At 61.6% G+C, this 20,032-nt stretch carries 29 protein-coding genes; 26 read left to right on the plus strand and 3 right to left on the minus strand.

Features of this window, described 5'->3' with window-relative positions:
* The first annotated feature begins 151 nt into the window (after window positions 1-151).
* From nifB to ACP15D_RS12400, 13 genes are read left to right on the plus strand one after another with little or no spacing between them, the layout of a single operon-like run.
* Complete coding sequence (gene nifB / locus ACP15D_RS12340) at window positions 152-1,714, plus strand: nitrogenase cofactor biosynthesis protein NifB (RefSeq protein ID WP_424957788.1); 1,563 nt, start codon at window positions 152-154, stop codon at window positions 1,712-1,714.
* A gap of 23 nt (window positions 1,715-1,737) precedes the next feature.
* Window positions 1,738-1,962, plus strand: coding sequence for a 4Fe-4S dicluster domain-containing protein (locus ACP15D_RS12345; RefSeq protein ID WP_424957789.1), 225 nt, complete (start codon window positions 1,738-1,740; stop codon window positions 1,960-1,962).
* 13 nt (window positions 1,963-1,975) lie between these two features.
* On the plus strand, window positions 1,976-2,329 hold the full coding sequence (locus tag ACP15D_RS12350; protein WP_424957790.1) for a HesB/IscA family protein: 354 nt from the start codon (window positions 1,976-1,978) through the stop codon (window positions 2,327-2,329).
* Window positions 2,330-2,337: 8 nt separating this feature from the next.
* Entirely contained in the window at window positions 2,338-2,877 is a 540-nt protein-coding gene (locus tag ACP15D_RS12355) for a tetratricopeptide repeat protein (protein ID WP_424957791.1), read from the plus strand.
* A 49-nt stretch (window positions 2,878-2,926) separates the two neighbouring features.
* Window positions 2,927-3,247, plus strand: coding sequence for a nitrogen fixation protein NifZ (locus tag ACP15D_RS12360; RefSeq protein WP_424957792.1), 321 nt, complete (start codon window positions 2,927-2,929; stop codon window positions 3,245-3,247).
* Window positions 3,244-3,582, plus strand: coding sequence for a nitrogen fixation protein NifZ (locus ACP15D_RS12365; RefSeq protein ID WP_424957793.1), 339 nt, complete (start codon window positions 3,244-3,246; stop codon window positions 3,580-3,582). The genes ACP15D_RS12360 and ACP15D_RS12365 overlap by 4 nt, the downstream gene beginning before the upstream one ends.
* The gene (nifT, locus tag ACP15D_RS12370; RefSeq protein WP_424957794.1) at window positions 3,579-3,791 is read left to right on the plus strand and encodes a putative nitrogen fixation protein NifT; all 213 of its coding nucleotides are present in this window, start codon (window positions 3,579-3,581) and stop codon (window positions 3,789-3,791) included. Before ACP15D_RS12365 ends, nifT begins: the two co-directional genes overlap by 4 nt.
* A gap of 2 nt (window positions 3,792-3,793) precedes the next feature.
* Window positions 3,794-4,063: a hypothetical protein gene (locus tag ACP15D_RS12375; protein WP_424957795.1), complete on the plus strand. Its 270-nt coding sequence runs from the start codon at window positions 3,794-3,796 to the stop codon at window positions 4,061-4,063.
* The gene (locus tag ACP15D_RS12380; RefSeq protein WP_424957796.1) at window positions 4,060-5,211 is read left to right on the plus strand and encodes a DegT/DnrJ/EryC1/StrS family aminotransferase; all 1,152 of its coding nucleotides are present in this window, start codon (window positions 4,060-4,062) and stop codon (window positions 5,209-5,211) included. Before ACP15D_RS12375 ends, ACP15D_RS12380 begins: the two co-directional genes overlap by 4 nt.
* Before the next feature lie 50 nt (window positions 5,212-5,261).
* Window positions 5,262-5,567, plus strand: a complete 306-nt coding sequence (locus tag ACP15D_RS12385) for a 2Fe-2S iron-sulfur cluster-binding protein (protein WP_424957797.1) — start codon at window positions 5,262-5,264, stop codon at window positions 5,565-5,567.
* A 35-nt stretch (window positions 5,568-5,602) separates the two neighbouring features.
* Entirely contained in the window at window positions 5,603-5,809 is a 207-nt protein-coding gene (locus ACP15D_RS12390; protein ID WP_139247112.1) for a hypothetical protein, read from the plus strand.
* Window positions 5,806-6,723: an SIR2 family NAD-dependent protein deacylase gene (locus ACP15D_RS12395; RefSeq protein WP_424957798.1), complete on the plus strand. Its 918-nt coding sequence runs from the start codon at window positions 5,806-5,808 to the stop codon at window positions 6,721-6,723. The genes ACP15D_RS12390 and ACP15D_RS12395 overlap by 4 nt, the downstream gene beginning before the upstream one ends.
* Window positions 6,724-6,751: 28 nt before the next feature.
* Window positions 6,752-7,123 carry a hypothetical protein gene (locus ACP15D_RS12400; protein WP_424957799.1) on the plus strand — a complete coding sequence of 124 codons (372 nt, stop codon included), beginning with the start codon at window positions 6,752-6,754 and terminating at the stop codon, window positions 7,121-7,123.
* A gap of 103 nt (window positions 7,124-7,226) precedes the next feature.
* Here the strand turns inward: ACP15D_RS12400 and ACP15D_RS12405 are convergent, their stop codons facing one another.
* From ACP15D_RS12405 to ACP15D_RS12415, 3 genes are read right to left on the minus strand one after another with little or no spacing between them, the layout of a single operon-like run.
* Window positions 7,227-7,706: a hypothetical protein gene (locus tag ACP15D_RS12405; RefSeq protein WP_424957800.1), complete on the minus strand. Its 480-nt coding sequence runs from the start codon at window positions 7,704-7,706 to the stop codon at window positions 7,227-7,229.
* Complete coding sequence (locus ACP15D_RS12410) at window positions 7,703-8,053, minus strand: rhodanese-like domain-containing protein (protein WP_424957801.1); 351 nt, start codon at window positions 8,051-8,053, stop codon at window positions 7,703-7,705. The genes ACP15D_RS12405 and ACP15D_RS12410 overlap by 4 nt, the downstream gene beginning before the upstream one ends.
* 8 nt (window positions 8,054-8,061) lie before the next feature.
* Window positions 8,062-8,505, minus strand: a complete 444-nt coding sequence (locus ACP15D_RS12415; protein WP_424957802.1) for a response regulator — start codon at window positions 8,503-8,505, stop codon at window positions 8,062-8,064.
* Window positions 8,506-8,927: 422 nt separating this feature from the next.
* On the opposite strand from ACP15D_RS12415, the gene nifH reads away from it, so the two are divergent.
* From nifH to bfr, 13 genes are all read left to right on the plus strand, one after another.
* Window positions 8,928-9,821, plus strand: coding sequence for a nitrogenase iron protein (gene nifH / locus ACP15D_RS12420; RefSeq protein WP_424957803.1), 894 nt, complete (start codon window positions 8,928-8,930; stop codon window positions 9,819-9,821).
* Window positions 9,822-9,893: 72 nt separating this feature from the next.
* A complete protein-coding gene (gene nifD / locus ACP15D_RS12425; RefSeq protein WP_424957804.1) occupies window positions 9,894-11,357 on the plus strand; it encodes a nitrogenase molybdenum-iron protein alpha chain in 1,464 nt (487 codons plus the stop codon).
* A gap of 66 nt (window positions 11,358-11,423) precedes the next feature.
* Window positions 11,424-12,983, plus strand: a complete 1,560-nt coding sequence (nifK, locus tag ACP15D_RS12430) for a nitrogenase molybdenum-iron protein subunit beta (protein ID WP_424957805.1) — start codon at window positions 11,424-11,426, stop codon at window positions 12,981-12,983.
* Window positions 12,984-13,051: 68 nt separating this feature from the next.
* Window positions 13,052-14,716 (plus strand): nitrogenase iron-molybdenum cofactor biosynthesis protein NifE, encoded by a 1,665-nt coding sequence (gene nifE, locus ACP15D_RS12435; protein WP_424957806.1) that lies wholly within the window; start codon window positions 13,052-13,054, stop codon window positions 14,714-14,716.
* Between the two features lie 7 nt (window positions 14,717-14,723).
* On the plus strand, window positions 14,724-16,097 hold the full coding sequence (nifN, locus tag ACP15D_RS12440; RefSeq protein WP_424957807.1) for a nitrogenase iron-molybdenum cofactor biosynthesis protein NifN: 1,374 nt from the start codon (window positions 14,724-14,726) through the stop codon (window positions 16,095-16,097).
* Between the two features lie 40 nt (window positions 16,098-16,137).
* Window positions 16,138-16,548, plus strand: coding sequence for a nitrogen fixation protein NifX (gene nifX, locus ACP15D_RS12445; RefSeq protein ID WP_424957808.1), 411 nt, complete (start codon window positions 16,138-16,140; stop codon window positions 16,546-16,548).
* Window positions 16,541-17,011 carry a NifX-associated nitrogen fixation protein gene (locus ACP15D_RS12450; protein ID WP_424957809.1) on the plus strand — a complete coding sequence of 157 codons (471 nt, stop codon included), beginning with the start codon at window positions 16,541-16,543 and terminating at the stop codon, window positions 17,009-17,011. The genes nifX and ACP15D_RS12450 overlap by 8 nt, the downstream gene beginning before the upstream one ends.
* Before the next feature lie 15 nt (window positions 17,012-17,026).
* Complete coding sequence (locus tag ACP15D_RS12455) at window positions 17,027-17,233, plus strand: CCE_0567 family metalloprotein (RefSeq protein WP_072370303.1); 207 nt, start codon at window positions 17,027-17,029, stop codon at window positions 17,231-17,233.
* A 40-nt stretch (window positions 17,234-17,273) separates the two neighbouring features.
* On the plus strand, window positions 17,274-17,576 hold the full coding sequence (fdxB, locus tag ACP15D_RS12460) for a ferredoxin III, nif-specific (protein ID WP_424957810.1): 303 nt from the start codon (window positions 17,274-17,276) through the stop codon (window positions 17,574-17,576).
* Between the two features lie 9 nt (window positions 17,577-17,585).
* Window positions 17,586-18,302: a nitrogen fixation protein NifQ gene (locus ACP15D_RS12465; protein ID WP_424957811.1), complete on the plus strand. Its 717-nt coding sequence runs from the start codon at window positions 17,586-17,588 to the stop codon at window positions 18,300-18,302.
* Window positions 18,302-18,892, plus strand: coding sequence for a Fur family transcriptional regulator Irr (gene irr / locus ACP15D_RS12470; protein WP_424957812.1), 591 nt, complete (start codon window positions 18,302-18,304; stop codon window positions 18,890-18,892). Before ACP15D_RS12465 ends, irr begins: the two co-directional genes overlap by 1 nt.
* A 154-nt stretch (window positions 18,893-19,046) precedes the next feature.
* Window positions 19,047-19,385, plus strand: coding sequence for a (2Fe-2S)-binding protein (locus ACP15D_RS12475; protein ID WP_424957813.1), 339 nt, complete (start codon window positions 19,047-19,049; stop codon window positions 19,383-19,385).
* Window positions 19,386-19,494: 109 nt separating this feature from the next.
* On the plus strand, window positions 19,495-19,992 hold the full coding sequence (gene bfr / locus ACP15D_RS12480) for a bacterioferritin (RefSeq protein WP_424957814.1): 498 nt from the start codon (window positions 19,495-19,497) through the stop codon (window positions 19,990-19,992).
* Window positions 19,993-20,032: the final 40 nt, after the last annotated feature.

The raw sequence follows: 20,032 nt of genomic DNA on the forward strand, positions 1-20,032 counted from the left end.
GGCGTCATTTCAAAGCGTTGGAGTGAATGCGATGCGTGGCACGCAAGTTGCCTAGAGCTTTTCTAGACGGCGATTGGGTCGTCGGCCGACACGGGACAATTAGCTCGGCCGCCAATGCAATCGCCACCACGGGCATAGCGAGGTCGGCACTATGGACGGACTAGTTGAACGCAACGTTGAGACGGCGAAGGAAGATCCTCGCTCGCTCGACGAGGTGATGCAGGATATCGCAGAGCATAAGGGCTGCGGCACCAAGGGCGGCAGCGGCAAGGCGAGCTGCGGCACCGGCGCGGGCCAGGGCGATATGCCCGCTGAGATCTGGGAGAAGGTGAAGAACCATCCCTGCTACAGCGAGGAAGCGCACCACCACTACGCACGTATGCACGTCGCCGTTGCGCCGGCCTGCAACATCCAGTGCAACTACTGCAATCGCAAATACGATTGCGCCAATGAATCGCGTCCCGGCGTCGTGAGTGAGAAGCTCACGCCCGAACAGGCCGCCAAGAAGGTGCTCGCGGTCGCGTCAACCATCCCGCAGATGACCGTGCTCGGCATCGCCGGCCCCGGTGACCCGCTCGCAAACCCGGCCAAGACCTTCAAGACGTTTGAGCTGATTTCGCAGACAGCCCCCGACATCAAGCTGTGCCTGTCGACCAATGGTCTGGCGCTGCCTGAGCACGTCGACACGATCCAGAAGTTCAACGTCGATCACGTCACCATCACCATCAACATGGTCGACCCGGAAATCGGCGCGAAGATCTATCCCTGGATCTTCTACAACCACCGCCGCATCGAGGGCGTCGAGGCAGCGCGCATTCTCTCCGAGCATCAGCTCCGCGGCCTTGAGATGCTCACCGAGCGCGGCATCCTCTGCAAGATCAACTCGGTGATGATCCCAGGCGTCAACGATAAGCACCTCGTCGAGGTGAACAAGGCCGTCAAATCGCGCGGCGCCTTCCTGCACAACATCATGCCGCTCATCTCCGCGCCCGAGCACGGCACCGTCTTCGGACTCACCGGACAGCGCGGACCGACGGCGCAGGAGCTGAAGGCTCTGCAGGACGACTGCGAAGGCGAGATGAACATGATGCGTCACTGCCGTCAGTGCCGCGCCGACGCCGTCGGTCTCCTCGGTGAGGATCGCTCCTCGGAGTTCACCACCGATAAGATCATGCAGATGGAGGTCAAGTACGACCTCGACACGCGCAAAGCCTATCAGGACAAGGTCGAAGGCGAGCGTCAGGCCAAGGTCGAAGCCAAGCAGGCAGAACTCGCCACAATGGCTGGCGAGATGAGCGACATCAAAATCCTCGTCGCCGTCGCCACCAAGGGCAGCGGCCGCATCAACGAGCACTTCGGGCACGCCAAAGAGTTCCAAATCTACGAGCTTTCGACCTCCGGTGCGAAGTTCGTCGGACACCGCCGCGTCGACCTCTACTGCCAGGGCGGCTTCGGCGATGAGGGGAGCCTGGAAACCGTCATCCGCGCCATCAACGACTGCGCCGCAGTGTTCGTCGCCAAGATCGGCGGTTGTCCCAAGAACGATTTGCTCAAGGCCGGCATCGAGCCGGTCGATCAGTACGCGATGGAGTTCATCGAGCAGTCCGCCATCGCCTACTTCAAGGACTACCTGCAGCGCGTGAGGAGCGGCGAGATCGAGCACGTCACGCGTGGCGATGCCGACATCCGCCAGGGCGCGCTCATCAACGCTTAAACTCGACTAACTGGAGCTGATAAATGGCCTACAAGATCGTCGCATCGCAGTGCACCTCGTGCTCGGCTTGCGAGGCGGAGTGCCCGAACGTCGCCATCTCCGAGAAGAATGGGACGTTCGTCATCAACCCGAAGAAGTGCACCGAGTGCATCGGTCACTTCGACATCCCGCAGTGCGTGGCGGTGTGCCCGGTCGATGATACCTGCATCATCGACGCCTCCTATCCACGCTATCAGGCCCCGGTTTGAGGAGGACGCTTCCATGGACATGAGCGTGACACCCGCAGCACAGAAGTTCATCCAACGCATGTTGCGCTTCGATGGCGGTCCGGGAAGCGGGTTCCGTCTCTCGGTAACGGCGGGAGGCTGCTCCGGTCTGGCGGCGGAATTCAGTGTCGAGGCGCAACCGCGCTCGGGCGATGCTGTCGTCGACGTGAGCGGCATGAAGTTCTTCCTTCCGGCCGAAAGCCGGCTGCTGCTCGACGGCGTAACGGTCGACTTCGTCGACTCGCCGCTGCAGACCGGGTTTGTGTTCCACGACCCGAAGGCCAAGTCGTGCGGCTGCTCCTCCGAGCAGACGCCGACAGTTGACGCTTCGTCGCTCAAGCTGAGTTAGGGGCGACGATGACGGCAGCGGTCAGGAGCATGGAGGCACCTCTGGCGGACGACGCGCTCATCGCGAGCGTATTGCTCGGTCAAGGTCTCCCGGCCGCTGCCGAACACCATCTGCGCATGGCGAGCTTGTCCTATCACAACGCCGACCTTGCAGAGCAGCACCTACGTGACGCCGAGGCGCACGCTCCGGGCCATGCGGCCGTGCTGATCGGCCTCTACCGGTTCTACTTCTATAAAGGCCGTCTCGATGAGGCGCTCGAAGTGGCGCGCGTATGCCTTGCCAAAGCAGCCCGCGAGAATGGCCTCGCCAGCGACTGGCGCGAAGTAACGCGCAACGACACAGATTTCAGCGGTTGGGACGCGGTGCTGCCGCGCTTCTATCTCTTCACGCTCAAGGGCTACGCGTACCTCAATATGCGCCTCGGCAATGAGGGCGAAGCGCGCCTTGCGGTGGAGAAGCTTCTCGATCTCGACCCTGCAAACAGGCTGGGCGGCCGCGTGCTGCTCGACGTGCTCGAGCGCAAGGGCCGCGACGATGACGACGACTGACACCAACGCAAGACGCTTCTGACCCACTTCTGACCCACGAGGTGCGCCGATGACGAACATCAGCCGCGATAGCGACACGGTCGAGCTCAACGACCCGCCTTTGTACGACTACGGGGCAAAGGTGCGCTCACGCCGCACGATCCGAAATGACGGGACGTTCCCCGGCAAGGACATCGGCGAGATTCTCGTAAAAAAGGGGGAAGAGGGGTACGTGGTGAGCATCGGCACCTTTCTGCAGCAATTCTACATCTATGGCGTCGAGTTCGTGAGCACGGGCTATCGCGTTGGCATGAAGCGCAAGGAGCTCGAGCCCGCCAACCCGGAGCCGGCACCTCCCCCAGCCGCAGCAGCGCCGGAGTCTGAACTATGAGCGAGCAGACGAGCCCCGCCGAAGCGGTGGCGCCGACCGATGCTGTCATCCCGCGCGAGCCTGTCGCCCCGAAGTTCGAATGGGGCCAGCGCGTGCGCGCCACTGTCGACCTCTTCAACGACGGCTCGTTCCCTGACGTGCCCGAGGATGAGCTTCTCGCCAAAATCGGCGACGTCGGAGAGATCGTGCAGGTGGGCCGCCACGTCGAAGCGAACGTTGCAATCTACTTGGTCGAGTTCAACGAGCGCCGCATCGTCGGCTGTCTCGAAGGTGAGATCGAGCTCTCCAGCGCACCACCGATGATGGACGACCAGCAAAAGGAAGCCAGTGAATGAAGGTGATGATCCGCAGGGGATCCGACGGCAAGCTTTCGGCCTACGTGCCCAAGAAGGATTTGGAAGAGCCGATCGTCGAAGTCGAAAAAGCCGATCTTTGGGGCGGAAGCATCACGCTCGCCAATGGATGGATACTGCAACTGCCGGAGATGGCGCCTGAAACCATGCTCCCGATCACGGTCGAGGCGCGCAAGTTGAGTGGGGAATAGTCATGTCGCTTGAGCAGGACGAAATTGCCGACATCGAACAGGTTCTGACGACGCGTCCCCCGGAGACGGTATTCGCCGAGCTTCGTGAGCGTTTTCCCGACCTGTCACTCACCCGTTGCGATGCTTCCGACATCGACACTGAAACGCCGTTCCGCGAGTACGGCCGCTTCAGCCTTTATCTCGTCGATAGCGCCGACCATTGCTGGCGCCTCACCGATGATCCGAGCCGTGCCACGGGGCTTGTTGTAGCGGAGCGCAAGGCGCTGTCATGAAGCCCACGTGGATCCCACTTTCAGATCCAGACATCACGCACGACGAGCTCGATGCGGTGAGCGAGGTGCTTCAGTCGCCGCGCATCTCCGCCGGTCCCGTCGTCCAGCGCTTCGAGGCGGCATTCGCCCAATACCTCGGACGCAGGCATGCTGTCGCGGTCTCTAGTGGGACCATGGGCATTCTGCTCGCCCTGCAGGCGGCCGGGATAACGGCCAGCGACGAGGTGGTGGCCTCACCATACGGCTGGCGCGAAAGCGCCCACGCCATCGCCGCGTTAGGGGCTCGGCCGCTGTTTGCCGACATCGACTATTGGGCCGGCACTATCGTGCCCGAAAAGGCGGAAGCGGTCATAGGCGCGCGCACAAAGGCGATCATCGGCGCGAACGTGAATGGCCATCCGGCGCCATGGGACAAGCTGCGAGAGGTGGCAAGGCGCCATCGCACCGTGCTGATCGAGGATTCCACCGAGGCGATCGGTTCGATTTACCAGGGCAAGAAGGTTGGCACCTTCGGCGACATGTCCGTGTTCGATTTCTCGCAGCCGGGGCCGCTCGTATGCGGCGAAGGCGGCATGGTTGTTACAGATGACGACGACCTCGCCGGCAAACTGCAGCAGCTGCGCATCCGCCGCCCTGAGGATCGCTCGTCCGTGGTGTTTGGCATGACGGCGCCCTTCCAGTGCGCCATGAGCGACATGTCTGCGGCGCTCGGGCTTGTTCAACTCCAGAGGCTCGAGATCATCCTCGAAAAGCGCAAACGCGCCGAGCGCTGGTACTACGACTACGTACAATCGTTCGAGGGCATCAAGGATCCATACATCGGCCCCGACGTCGATGTCGTGCACTGGTTCTTATATGTCGTGCACCTCGGTACCCGCTTTTCGCGCTCCAGCCGCGACGCCATCGTCGAGGACCTGCACACCGAGAGCATCGAGGCGGCCGCTTACGCCACTCCGCTGCACGCGCAGCGCCGTTACATGGAGTTCGGCTATCGGCGCGGTAGTTTGTTCGTCGCCGAGAAGGTGGCCGACCGCGCCGTCGCCCTCCCATTCCACACTCACCTGACCGAAGAACAGATCGCGTTCATCATCGGGACGATGAAGGACGCATCGATCAACGTGGGTGCGGGTACCGCCATCTATCTCTAACGGCGGGCCTCAAATCGCAGCCATTCGAACTATCTAGGAGACTAAGAAGAATGCCCACCATGACGATCATGCCATCCGGCAAAACAGTGGATGTCGTCGAAGGCGCACGTGTTCTTGACGCCCTGCTCGCCGCCGAGGAAGGCATCATGCACAAGTGCGACGGCAACGCCAAATGCGGGGCTTGCCACATCTTCGTCCACGACGGCCGCCGCAGCCTTTCAAAGGTTCAGCGCGCCGAGAACGAGAAGCTCGACACCATCGTCGGCGTCGGCTCGAAATCGCGGCTCGCATGCCAGGCGCGCTTCGGGGCAGACAACGTGACGGTGGAGCTTCTGGGCTTCTCGTCGGGATTCTAACGGCCAACGGAAGGAGTAGGGAAATGGGAGAAGCAATGGTTCTTGTACATGTCCGCTTTGCCCCGGACGGCAGTGTCACCGAGATCGGCGAGCGTCCGGCAGGTGCGACGCCACAGAAGTGGTTCGACACCCTGAGCGAGGAGCTCAAGGGTCAGTACCAGCCGCTTTCCGGTGGCCGGGGTGTCTTCCGTGAAACGCGCACGCGCATTGAAGCGCTCAAGAGCGGAGCAACGATTCAATGAGCCAAGTCAGCATCGAGGCAATTCGCTCGGCGCTCGGAGCCGGCACGCTGATCCCCTACTTGGGGTCAGGAGTGCTGGCGCTTACCGGTGAGGATTGCCCGGTGCCGACCTCCGCAGATCAGCTCGTCGCACGCCTCACGGCGAAGGCGAGCGTACCGCACAAGATTCGCAACAATCTGTCGGCGGCGGCGCAGTTCATCGAGAACTTCAAGCATCGCAAGACTGTTGCCAAGGCAATGGCTGAAGCCTTCGACCCGAAGGTCCCGCCGACGGTATTGCACCGGTTCTTCGCCGCCCAACCCAAGCTGCCGCTGGTCGTGCACGCCTGGTATGACGATCTCCCGCAGCAGGCCCTCGCAGGGCGCCCGTCGTGGGGTATCGTGCAAGGCGTCAGCCAGTCGGAGCACTTCGGCAACTGGGTGCACTATTTGCGCCCTGACGGAACCCGCGTCGACGCTCGAGCGGCCGTAACGAGCGCAGTCGACGGGATGTCGCCCGCCGTCGCGCCGGTTGAAGCCGCAAACTGGGCAACGCTGCTTTACCAGCCGCTCGGGTCCGTGCGGCCCGCCGCAAACTTCCTTGTGTCTGACACCGACTATGTCGAAGTGCTGACTGAGATCGACATTCAAACGCCGATACCCGAGCCGGTGCAGAACATTCGCCGCGGGCGGCACTTCCTGTTCCTCGGTTGCCGCTTTGCAAATCAGCTTGAGCGCACGTTCGCGCGGCAGATCATGAAGCGTTCATCCGACAAGCATTGGGCCGTACTTCCCCAGGAGCCGACGCGCAACGAAGCACGCTTCCTGGTGGAGCAGAACATCGAACGCATCGCCATCCCACTCGATAGATTCATCGGCGAGCTTGTGCAGCCGCGTGAGTCTGCCAACGGCGCATGGATGGCGGCCCAACACTGATTGACGTGATGACGACGGAGAGAAGACGATGAAAGTGGCCTCAGCGTTTGAGGGAAAGAACCCCGACGAGCTCAAGGCAGAGCTCGCTGGCGGCAAGCTGGTGTTCTATTCGGTGGCGCGTCCAGTGAGCGCGGATGCGCCCGTAGAGCGCAGCGAAGTCCTCGCGACATTCACCTTCGCAACACCCGCATTTGCCGCCAGCGCTTCCCCCCAGTTTGAAAGCAATCCGGTGAAGGCGAGCGCTGTAGGCACGCCGGGCTTTGCGCGCGCGTTCAAGGCGGACGGCACCACGGTCGCTGACTTTTCAGTTGGTCCCGGAAAGGCGGAGATCACGCTCAGCGAAATCTCGACGGTTGCCGACTTCCCAATCGAAGTGAAGTCTATCGCCCTGCCGGCCTAAGCGGCGAGCCGTCTCAGCAACGACTATCAAGGGCCAGCCCGCGAGGCTGGCCTCCTTTTTTCGGGGCTGGCTCCGGGCCGCGGATGCGACGGCGGAAAGAGCGCTACGCGAGTGCCTCGGCCAGACTGGCGACGACTGGCCATCCGATCGACCCGGTTGGATCGAGGCGTTCGAGATGCAAAAGCGCTTCGCGCGCTTCGCCAGGCTCCTCACGCCGCAACCGTATGAAGGCGAGCGCCTTCAGCGTGTAGAGCGCGAAGCGGCCGGGTCCATCGACCGGCTCGCCCGGCGGCGTCCACGCACGAAAATCTTCCGGCCACCCTGCTTGCCGCGCCGCCTCCTGCAGACCGGCCTGTGCGGCTTCCAGCGCCCGCTCGAGACTGCCTTGATACGTGTGAATCTTATAGAGGCAGAAATAGAGCGGTAAATGCTCGGGCCCTTCTTCGAGCGCCTCGCGGAACAGGCGGTCGGCTTCCGCGCGATCTGTGCGATAAGCCGCGACCCCGCGCTGCACCAGGTTGTCGATCAAGTCGGGCAGTGCGCCGAAGTCGATCAGCTTCTCGAGGGCAAGGACGTTGCTCATGATTGCGCGCCGGGAATTGCGACTGGCGCGCCCTCGACAGTGCGCCAGAGCTCGAAGCCGCCATCGAGGCTGAACACGTCCTCGAACCCGAAATCGACAAACGTCTGCGCGTAGGTCTGGCTGGCATTGCCGTGGTAGCAGTAGATCAGGACCGGATGCTGCTTCGGATGGCTCGTCAGCAGCTCGTACACTTCCTTGTCGGAGACCCAACGCGCCGCGGGTATATGCCCACCCGCATAGCTTCTCTGATCCCGCACGTCGAGGATTAGAAGCTCACACTCGCGGCCCTCGATGAGGTTGCGTGCTTCGCCTATGCCGATGCGCTTGAATGCAGCCCGAACCCGCATGGCGCTTGTCATAGCCTCTGTATGGGTTGCAACAAATCAAGCGACAGCATCGGCAGTTTACGACGCCCGAGCAGCACGTCCACCTTGTAGCGCACAGATTCGATCGTCAGTGGCTTTGCAAGAATGTCGTGCGCGCCGGATTTGAGGCACGCCAGCGCCAGAGGATCGTTTGCGGCGTCCGCCACGATCATGACCTTGGTGTCGGGGAGACGGTTCGCGATTTCGGCCAGAACGGCTGTACCTTTCTCCTGCACGACATTCGTTCCGAGCAGCAGTAGATCCGGCTTCCAGTCGACAGCCTTTTGAAAGGCATGGTCGAGACTGTTGAGCTCGTGCGTCTCGTTCTCGTCGTGCAGCATGAATTGCAGCGCCGAGCGGATGATCTCGTCGTTATCGACGACGAAGATGCGCTTGTTCTCGACCGCTCGCGAAGATTCGACCCCAATCTGCATGTTGACCTCGCCATCTATTCCTCATTGAGGCGAAGCAAAGCTCATACCAGCGCCATCGCCGCGCGAACGCTGCGCAAAGCCTGAAGAAACACAATTCCGGCGTCTGCTTTCGGGTGTCGACGGTTGTGTTCTTTCATACAGACCCCACCCCAGATGTCGCCCAGCCCCCCGCCAATGTCGGGTTTAGAACAACTCGCAACAAGACCGGAGAGAGCGCCCTAAGCGGCTGTAATTACGCAGAATTCACGGGCCCAAAAAGGCTGGCACAGTCGTTGCAAAACTCTTCATTTGCAGGCGACTGGCTGCTGGATCGATGGGCGAATGCGGGCGGGCACGACATCCAGAAATCAGCGCAGCAGCCTCGTCGCAGGAAGGACCCGCGCATAACGCGCACACGCACACACGGGACGAAGGAGACCATAATGTCATCACTGAGGCAGATCGCATTCTACGGCAAGGGCGGCATCGGTAAGTCGACCACCTCGCAGAACACGCTGGCCGCTCTCGCGCAGATGGGGAAGAAGATCCTCATCGTCGGTTGCGACCCCAAGGCTGACTCTACGCGCCTCATCCTCCACGCAAAGGCCCAGGACACCATTCTCAGCCTGGCCGCCGAAGCTGGCAGCGTTGAGGATCTCGAACTCGATGACGTCATGAAGATCGGCTTCGAGGACATCCGCTGCGTCGAGTCGGGCGGCCCCGAGCCGGGCGTAGGCTGCGCTGGTCGCGGCGTCATCACCTCGATCAACTTCCTCGAGGAGAACGGCGCTTACGAAGGCGTTGACTACGTTTCCTATGACGTTTTGGGCGACGTTGTCTGCGGCGGCTTCGCTATGCCGATCCGTGAGAATAAGGCCCAGGAAATCTACATCGTCATGTCCGGCGAGATGATGGCCATGTACGCGGCCAACAACATCTCCAAGGGCATTCTGAAGTACGCGAACTCGGGCGGCGTGCGTCTCGGCGGTCTCGTGTGCAACGAGCGCCAGACGGACAAGGAACTCGAGCTGGCCGAGTCTCTGGCCAAGAAGCTCGGCACCCAGCTCATCTACTTCGTGCCGCGCGACAACATCGTGCAGCACGCAGAGCTGCGCCGCATGACCGTGGTCGAGTACGCGCCCGATTCCAAGCAGGCCGAGCACTATCGCACGCTTGCTCAGCGCGTCGACGCAAACCAGGGCAACGGCATCATCCCGACCCCGATCACTATGGACGAACTCGAAGACCTCCTCATGGAGCACGGCATCATGAAGGCAGTCGACGAGTCGCAGGTCGGCAAGACGGCTGCTGAGCTGTCGTCCGGCGCTGCAGCCTAAGCGACGTAACACCACCCAATGTCGGCCCCGCTTCGGCGGGGCCGGCTAGGCAGGCAATTTCGAGGTAGCACCATGAGCCTAGCGACAGCGGAAAAGCTCGAAGACATCAAGGCACGCAACAAGGCGCTCATCAGCGAGGTTCTCGAGGTCTATCCCGAGAAGACAGCCAAGCGCCGCGCCAAGCACATTGGCACTTACGAAGAAGGTAAGCCCGACTGCGGCGTCAAGTCGAACATCAAGTCGATCCCGGGCGTCATGACCATTCGCGGCTGCGCCTATGCCGGCTCGAAGGGTGTGGTCTGGGGTCCGATCAAGGACATGATCCACATCAGCCACGGCCCGGTGGGCTGCGGTCAGTATTCCTGGGCTGCGCGCCGTAACTACTACATCGGCACGACGGGCATCGACACCTTTGTCACGATGCAGTTCACGTCCGATTTCCAGGAGAAGGACATCGTCTTTGGCGGAGACAAGAAGCTCGCCAAGATCATGGACGAGATCCAGGATCTGTTCCCGCTCAACAAGGGTATCACCGTTCAGTCGGAGTGCCCGATCGGCCTCATCGGCGACGACATCGAAGCCGTTTCCAAGCAAAAGTCGAAGGAATACGGCGGCAAGACCATCGTGCCCGTCCGCTGCGAAGGTTTCCGCGGCGTGTCGCAGTCGCTCGGCCACCACATTGCCAACGACGCCGTCCGCGACTGGGTGTTCGACAAGTCTGCCGGCAAGCCGGTTCCGTTCGAGTCCTCGCCCTACGACGTTGCCATCATCGGCGACTACAACATCGGCGGCGACGCCTGGTCTTCGCGCATCCTGCTCGAGGAAATGGGGCTGCGCGTGATCGCCCAGTGGTCGGGCGACGGCACCATCGCTGAGCTCGAGGCGACGCCGAAAGCCAAGCTGAACGTGCTGCACTGCTACCGCTCGATGAACTACATCTCGCGCCACATGGAAGAGAAGTACGGTATCCCGTGGGTCGAGTACAACTTCTTCGGGCCCTCGAAGATCGCCGAGTCTCTGCGCCGCATCGCCAGCCACTTCGACGACAAGATCAAGGAAGGCGCTGAGCGCGTCATCGCCAAGTACCAGGCGCTGATGGCTGCAACCATTGCCAAGTATCGCCCGCGCCTCGAAGGCAAGAAGGTGATGCTGTTCGTCGGTGGTCTGCGTCCGCGCCACGTCATCGGCGCTTACGAAGATCTGGGCATGGAAGTTGTCGGCACCGGCTACGAGTTCGGCCACAACGACGACTACCAGCGCACCACGCACTACGTGAAAGACGGCACGCTCATCTATGACGACGTGACCGGCTACGAGTTCGAGAAGTTCGTCGAGAAGATCCAGCCCGACCTCGTCGGCTCTGGCATCAAGGAGAAGTACGTCTTCCAGAAGATGGGCGTGCCTTTCCGCCAGATGCACTCCTGGGACTACTCGGGCCCCTATCACGGCTACGACGGCTTCTCGATCTTCGCACGCGACATGGACATGGCGATCAACGCGCCAGTCTGGAAGCTCGCAAAGACACCTTGGAACTGACAACCGCTGGCCGCGCCGTGAGCGGGCGCGGCCACCCTTACCCTATTTGTCTGGAAGGATTCCGCCATGGCGCAGAACGCCGACAACGTCCTCGACCACTTCGATCTATTCCGCGGGCCGGAATACAAGGAGATGCTCGAGAACAAGAAGAAGAACTTTGAGAATGCCGTGCCGGCGGACGAGGTTGAGCGCGTCCGTGAGTGGACTAAGACGGAAGAGTATCGCGAAAAGAACTTTGCTCGCGAAGCGCTGACCGTCAATCCGGCCAAGGCTTGTCAGCCGCTCGGCGCCGTATTCGCCGCTGTTGGTTTTGAGTCAACGCTGCCGTTCGTGCACGGCTCGCAGGGTTGCGTCGCTTACTACCGCAGCCACTTTTCACGCCACTTCAAGGAGCCCAGCTCCTGCGTTTCCTCCTCGATGACCGAGGATGCGGCAGTGTTCGGCGGCCTCAACAACATGATCGACGGCCTCGCCAACAGCTACAACATGTACAAGCCGAAGATGATTGCCGTGTCGACGACGTGCATGGCTGAAGTGATCGGCGACGACCTCAATGCCTTCATCAAGACTGCGAAGGAAAAGGGCTCCGTTCCCCAGGAGTACGACGTTCCCTTCGCCCACACGCCCGCCTTCGTCGGTAGCCACGTCACCGGCTACGACAACGTGATGAAGGGCATCTTCGAGCACTTCTGGGATGGCAAGGCCGGAACCGCTCCGAAGCTTGAGCGCCAGCCCAATGAGTCCATCAACTTCATCGGTGGTTTCGACGGCTACACCGTCGGCAACCTGCGCGAGGTCAAGCGCATCTTCAACCTGATGAACGTCGACTACACCATCCTAGGCGACAACTCCGACGTCTGGGACACGCCGAGCGACGGCGAGTTCCGCATGTACGACGGCGGCACCACCCTCGAGCAAGCCGCCAACGCCGTGCACGCCAAGGCAACCATCTCTATGCAGGAGTTCTGCACCGAGAAGACGCTGCCTTACATCGCGGGCAAGGGCCACGAGGTGGCAGCGTTCAACCATCCCATCGGTGTGGCCGCGACCGACAAGTTCCTCATGGAGATCTCGCGCATCACCGGCAAGCCCATCCCTGATGAGCTCGCCAAGGAGCGCGGCCGTCTCGTCGACGCCATGGCCGACTCCAGCGCACACATCCATGGCAAGAAGTTCGCAATCTACGGCGATCCAGACCTCACGCTCGGCCTTGCCGGCTTCCTTATGGAGCTGGGTGCAGAGCCCGTGCACGTGTTGGCGACCAACGGCGGAAAGAACTGGGAGAAGCGCTGCAACGAGCTGTTCGCCTCGTCTCCGTTCGGCGCCAACTGCCACGCTTATGCCGGTCGCGATCTCTGGCACATGCGCTCGCTGCTCTTCACTGAGCCGGTCGACTTCCTGATCGGCAACACCTACGGCAAGTACCTGGACCGCGACACGGGCACGCCGCTCATCCGCATCGGCTTCCCGATCTTCGATCGCCACCATCACCACCGTTATCCGGTGTGGGGCTATCAGGGTGGCCTCAACGTGCTGGTGTGGATCCTCGACAAGATCTTCGACGAGATCGACAACAACTCCAACGTGCCGTCGAAGTCCGACTACTCGTTCGACATCATCCGCTAACTGGTCGCGCCGTCTGCCCACGTGGCAGGCGGCGCCCCATTTCTTGGCCCGTTGTCTGGGAGATCCCGATGAGCACGCTCGCCAATAAGATCCAGGAGGTCTTCAACGAGCCCGGCTGCGGGAAGAACCAGGGCAAGTCGGACAAGGAACGCAAGAAGGGCTGCACCAAGCAGCTGACGCCCGGCGGTGCCGCCGGCGGTTGCGCCTTCGATGGAGCTAAGATCGCGCTCCAGCCGATCACAGATGTCGCCCACTTGGTGCATGGCCCAATCGCCTGCGAAGGCAACTCCTGGGACAACCGGGGCGCAAAGTCGTCGGGTTCGCAACTCTATCGCACCAGCTTCACCACCGATATCAACGAGACCGACGTCGTCTTCGGCGGCGAGAAGCGTCTCTATAAGTCGATTAAAGAGATCATCGAGAAGTACGACCCGCCCGCGGTGTTCGTCTATCAGACGTGCGTGCCGGCAATGATCGGCGACGATATCGGCGCCGTCTGCAAGACCGCGACGGAGAAGCTCGGCAAGCCTGTCGTTCCCGTCTATTCGCCCGGATTCGTCGGCGCCAAGAACCTCGGCAACAAGCTCGCCGGCGAAGCCATCCTCGACTACGTCATCGGCACCGAGGAGCCCGAGTACACGACGCCGTACGACATCAACATCATCGGCGAATACAACCTTTCCGGCGAGCTATGGCAGGTGAAGCCGCTCCTCGACGAGCTTGGCATCCGCATCCTCGCCTGCATTTCCGGTGACGCCAAATACCACGAGGTTGCCTGCTCGCACCGCGCCAAGGCTGCGATGATGGTGTGCTCCAAGGCGATGATCAACATCGCCCGCAAGATGCAGGAGCGCTACGACATTCCCTTCTTCGAGGGCTCGTTCTACGGCATCGGCGACATGAGCGACTCCCTGCGCGAGATCGCCCGCCTGCTCATCGAACGTGGCGCGCCCGCCGAACTGATGGACCGCACCGAGGCCGTCATCGCCCGCGAGGAAGCCCGCGCCTGGAAAGAGATCGAAGTTTACAAGCAGCGCCTCGCCGGCAAGCGCGTTCTGCTCATCACCGGCGGCGTGAAGTCGTGGTCGGTGGTTGCGGCCCTGCAGGAAGGCGGCATGGAAATCGTCGGCACCAGCGTCAAGAAATCGACGAAGGAAGACAAAGAGAAGATCAAGGAGATCATGGGCCAGGACGCCCACATGATCGACGATATGACGCCCCGCGAGATGTACAAGATGCTCAAGGAGGCGAAGGCCGACATCATGCTGTCTGGCGGGCGCTCGCAGTTCATCGCACTCAAAGCGAAGATGCCCTGGCTCGATATCAACCAGGAACGACATCACGCTTACGCCGGCTACGTCGGCATGGTCGAGCTGGTGCGCGAGATCGACAAGGCGCTCTCCAACCCGATCTGGGAGCAGGTTCGCCGCCCCGCTCCATGGGACGAGACGACTTGGGAAGAAGTTGCTGACGCCGCCATCGCCAGGGAAGCAGCCGAGCTTGCGGCCAACCCTGAGCTGGCCGAGCAGAAGCGCCGTGCCCAGAACGTCTGCAACTGCAAGGCCATCGACACCGGCACCATCGAGGACGCGATTCACGAACACAAACTGACGTCGGTTGAGCGCATCACCGAGCACACGCACGCTGGCGGTGGTTGCGGCAAGTGCTCTGGCACAATCGCCTCAATCCTCGCGCGCGTCAGCGAGACCGCGCCTGCGACGGCGGCTGCGTGAGGCGCTGATGGCAAAGGTTTCCACATCCAAGAAGGCCTGCACGGTCAACCCGCTCAAGATGAGCCAGCCGATCGGCGGCACGCTCGCCTTCATGGGCGTCGAGGGCTGCATGCCGCTGCTGCACGGATCGCAGGGTTGCACGTCATTCGGCCTGGTGCTGTTCGTGCGCCATTTTCGCGAAGCCATCCCGATGCAGACGACGGCCATGAGCGAGGTCGCAACCGTGCTGGGCGGCCTTGAGAACGTCGAGCAGGCCATCGTCAACATCTCCAATCGCACCAAGCCGAAGATCATCGGCATCTGCTCCACTGGCGTCACCGAGACCAAGGGCGACGACGTCGACGGTTTCATTCGCATCATCCGCCAGAAGCATCCCGAGCTCGACCACGTGAAGCTCGTTTATGTTTCGACGCCCGATTTCAAGGACGCCTTCCAGGATGGCTGGGCAAAAACCGTCACACAGATGGTGCGCGACCTCGTCTCCACGCCTGAGCCCCGCGCACCGCGCCGCACTGGTCACGTCAACGTTCTGCCCGGGTGCCACCTGACGCCCGGCGACATCGATGAGCTGCGAGAGATCATCGAGGCATTCGGCCTTACCCCGTCGTTCCTCCCTGATCTCTCCGGCTCGCTCGACGGCCACATTCCCGAAGATTTCACGCCGACGACGCTGGGCGGTATCTCGCTCGACGAAATCGCAGCGATGGGTTCAGCTGAAATCACCATTGCCGTCGGCGAGCAGATGCGCGCTGCAGCGGTCGCCATGCAGGAAAAGACCGGCGCCCCTTCCGTCGTCTTCGATCGCCTCACCGGCCTCGCCCCCAACGACGAGCTGATGGCGCTGCTCGCGCGCGTCAGCGGCCGTCCCGTTCCCCGTCGCTATCGTCGTCAGCGCGGCCAGCTGGTCGACGCCATGCTCGACGGCCACTTCCAGTTTGGCGGTAAGAAGATCGCCATCGGCGCCGAGCCCGATCTGCTGTGGGCGACGGCAAGCTGGCTGCACGAGCTTGGTTGCGAGATCACCGCGGCCATCACCACCACGCATTCACCGCTGCTGGAGCGCGTGCCGACAGACGAAGTTCTGATCGGCGATCTTGAAGATCTCGAGCACCGCGCCGCCGACTGCGATCTCATTATTACCCACGCACACGGGCGCCAGGCCGCCGAGCGTCTGCAAGTTCCACTGTTCCGCCTTGGCATCCCGACATTTGACCGCCTCGGCGCCGGCCACCTGCTCACGGTCGGCTATCGCGGCTCGCGTGATCTGATCTTCGACATCGGCAACATCTTCATTGCCAACGCACACGAGGCAGAACCCGACACATGGAAGATCCAGAACGAGGCGAGTGATGATGCCAGTGCGTCGGTTACGACTCATTAGCCCCGCCCTGGACCCAGGCGATGGCGACAATGGAGGTAACATGAAAATAGCGTTCGCTACTCAAGACCTGAAGCGCGTCGACGCGCACTTCGGCTGGGCGAAGAATATCGCCATCTATGAGGTGTCGCCTGAAGGCCATCAGTTCATCGAAGCGATCCAGTTCGATGGCGACCTCCAGGAGGACGGCAACGAGGACAAGCTGCTCCCGAAGCTGGATGCCATCGCCGACTGCGCCATTCTCTATGTCGCGGCAATCGGCGGATCGGGCGCTGCCCGCGTCGTCGCCAAGAACATCCATCCCATCAAGGTCAGTCAGCCAGAGGACATCGTCGAGATCCTCGGCAAGCTGCAAGCCGTATTGAAGGGAACGCCCCCACCCTGGCTGCGCAAGGCCATGATGAAGGGGCAGGAGCGCAGCTTTGATTTTGAGGACGAGGTTGAACATGTCTGAGGCTGCAGCAGCAGTAGTCGCCGAGCCGAAAGCGGATTCGGTGTTTATCAAAGAGCTGGTCAAGCAGTGGCGCGCGCAGGACTTGCACGGCGCCTGGGAGGGCAAGACCGACCTCGACCTGCTAGAGCCGTACATTCTCGACAAGGAAAAGCGCAAAGAGATCCCTCTGATAGGCGATCCCGATCCCGAGACGCTGTGGCGCCTCGAGCTCTTCTACAACGCTGTTGGGCTCTCTATTGAGCGCGCAACCGGCATCATGGTGTCTCCCATCATGAAGATGCACCACGAAGGCTTCGGCCGCATGGTGCTCACTGCCGGACGTCTGGTCGTCGTCAACAAGCACCTGCGCGACGTGCACCGCTTCGGCTTCCCGAGCTACGAGAAGATGGCCGAGGAAGGCGAGAAGCTCGTCGCATCCGCTGTCGAGATGATCACCAAGTATCCCGAAGTCGCGAACTACTAAAGAAGAGGCACGACCGTGGCTGATATCGACGCGCTGAAGGCTGACATCAAGAAGCTGTCCGCCAAGGCCACCAACATGAAAATGAATCTGCACGACCTCTCCGAGGAGTTGCCCATCAACTGGACCAGCATCCTCTCGGTCGCCCAGGAAACGTACGACTCCTACAAGGCGCTGGAGGAGGCTCGTGCAGCACTCAAACAGGCTGAGGCCAGCGCCGCGTGAGTGCGACGCGATTTGACGGAATGTGGAAGGGGCACGGACGATGTTCACCAGACGCGATGGTAAGCCGTGGGAGCCGGAGTACCTCGTTGAGATCAACGCCACCACCTGCATCGGATGCGGCCGGTGCTTCAAGGTCTGTGGCCGCGACGTCATGCATCTGTGCGGCATCAATGAAGAGGGCGAAGTCGTCTCCCTCTCCGGCGATGACGATGATGACGACGAGTTCGAGAGAAAGATCATGGTGATCGACAACCCGGGCAACTGCATCGGCTGCACCGCTTGCGCGCGCGTTTGCCCGAAGAACTGTCAGACGCACACTCCAGCCAGCAGCATCGCAGCATAAGGGGACCGAATGACCGCGGCGGCACATGCATCACCGAGCGAGAAGCGGCAACTGACAAAGCCGACCGCTACGATGCGTGTTGCCGCCAAGCGGGGACCGGCCGCATATCGGGCGTTGACCGGTCGCGATCCGGCCGACGCCTGCATCGACACTGATCAGGAGTTCGATGCCCACGTTCTCGCCTGCATCATCGCTGTGGCGACGTTGGAGGACGGATCCCTCTGCGAACGCATCGGGTTGGCGCAGTCCGATCTTTCAGACCTCATCGACCGGTGGTTCCCCCATACCGACTTCGACTGGCCGGGGCGCGCGGACGCGGCTGCCGCGGACGACGAGCTCGTCATGGTGCGCGATCTCCTTCTCGCCAACTGCCACCCCGGCAGCGAGATCGGCAGGCTTTTGGCCCACATGATCGCGCGGCGCTCCATGGAGGCGAGCCACCTGTGGGAGGATCTGGGGCTGCGTAATCGCGAAGAGCTGTCGCGCATGCTCAAGCGCCATTTCGCGCCGCTCGCCGAGCGTAATACCCGCGGCATGCGCTGGAAGCGTTTCTTCTATCGCATGCTCTGCGAAGACGAGGGCTTCGTCATGTGCACCACGCCGGTGTGCACCGACTGCAGCGATTTCGACAATTGTTTCGGCGTCGAGGATGGCGAGAGCCGCCTTGCCCGCCGGAAGCGTGACGCCGAGCTGGAGGCGAATCCCTCTCCGAAGGTGATGGTGTGATGAAAGACGTTTCTGCGACCGAGGTGTTTGAGACCATGAACCAATCGAACGACGTATTCCTCGCCGTGCCGGAATCGGCAATCGATTGGCGCGATCCTTCATCCACCGATGACCATGCCGATGGTTGCCCGTGGTCTTCGTGCAAGAAGCTTCTGCGCAAGGTCGGCCTGCGCCCGACGCGCCAGCGCCTTCTGCTCGGCTGGATCCTCTTTGCCAAGGGCAACCGCCACGTCACCGCCGACATAATTTACGAGGAGGCGGTCAGCGCTAAGCTGCCGATATCGCTCGCCACCGTCTACAATACGCTGAACCAGTTCACCGAAGTGGGCCTTCTGCGCGAGATTGGCGTCGCTGGTCCTAAATCATTCTTTGATACCAATCCGAGCGCCCATCACCACTTCCTGGTCGAAGGCGAGGAGCACGTTTTCGACATTCCGGAGACGGAGGATGTCATTCTCGAGCGCGCCCCGACGCCACCCGAAGGCTTCGAGGTCGCCCGCGTCGACGTAGTCGTCCGTCTGCGCCGTCTGCCGACGGAAGACGCCACGGTTGAATTTGCAGCAAAGCCGACAAACGCCCCAGAAGCGTAGGTTCAAGCTTGTTGTCTTGCGCACACGGGGCATCGCAAAGCACTGAAAAACCGGGCCAATAGCAAACGCGAACGTCCTGGCACGTTGGTTGCTAAGATCAGAGATGGGGCCGGTGAACTGAAGCCGGAGAGCAAGCCATAAGGGCGAGCAAGCAATGATCGTCTGTTCCTGCATGATCATTACCGACCAGGACATCGAGACAGCGCTCATCGATGTGCTGAACCGCCCCGACGCACCCATCCCGACGCCCGGTATCGTCTTTCGGCATCTGAGCAAACGCATGAACTGCTGCGGCTGCGCACCCGTCGCCGTCGAAACGATCTACGACAAGGTGGGCGAGTTGGAGCGCCGCGGTCTCATCGCAGCGACCGTCAGCGCCACCGCCCGCAGCAAGCTGCTCGAGTTCAACGCCTGGCGCGACCGCTTGCGCGGCAAGGAACGCGCGGCGGCAGGGTGCGACAGCAACTCCCAAGCTACGCGCGAGATCGCCTAGCGGACATCGATCAATCCGACACACCATCCACGTAGCAAGCCGTAATCTGGCCGCGCGCGATCCGGGCGGCCGAAAGGGCTCGGCAGATATCATTTGAAGGGGACGACCCATGAAGGGAAACAAAGCCGTCATCGATGCACTGAACGAGGCTCTGAAGCTCGAGCTTGGCGCCGTCAACCAGTACTGGCTGCACTACCGGCGCCTCGATGACTGGGGCTTCACCAAGCTCGCCAAGAAGGAGCGCGAGGAATCGATCGAGGAGATGCAGCACGCCGACAAGCTGATCACCCGCATCATCTTCCTCGAAGGCTTCCCCAAGATGCAGGAGATCGCCCCTCTGATGATCGGCGAAACCCTGAAGGAAGTGCTGGAGTGCGACCTTAAGGGCGAGTACGTCGCGCAGGAGTTCTACTCGAAATCGCGCGAGTTGTGCCGCCAGCACAAGGACTACGTCTCTATGGAGCTATTCGAGGAACTCCTGGAGGACGAGGAGGGTCACATCGACTTCCTCGAGACCCAGCTCGACCTCCTGAACAAGATCGGCATCCAGAACTATGGCCAGCTCCAAGCCGCCCCCGCCAACGAGGTCGAGGGCAAGGCCGACTAGCGCTGTCGCTTTGCAGCAAAGCCGACAAAGAGTCGGCTAT

This window comes from Hyphomicrobium sp. 1Nfss2.1 (genome assembly GCF_965243865.1).
In the GTDB taxonomy this organism is placed as follows: Bacteria; Pseudomonadota; Alphaproteobacteria; order Rhizobiales; family Hyphomicrobiaceae; genus Hyphomicrobium_A.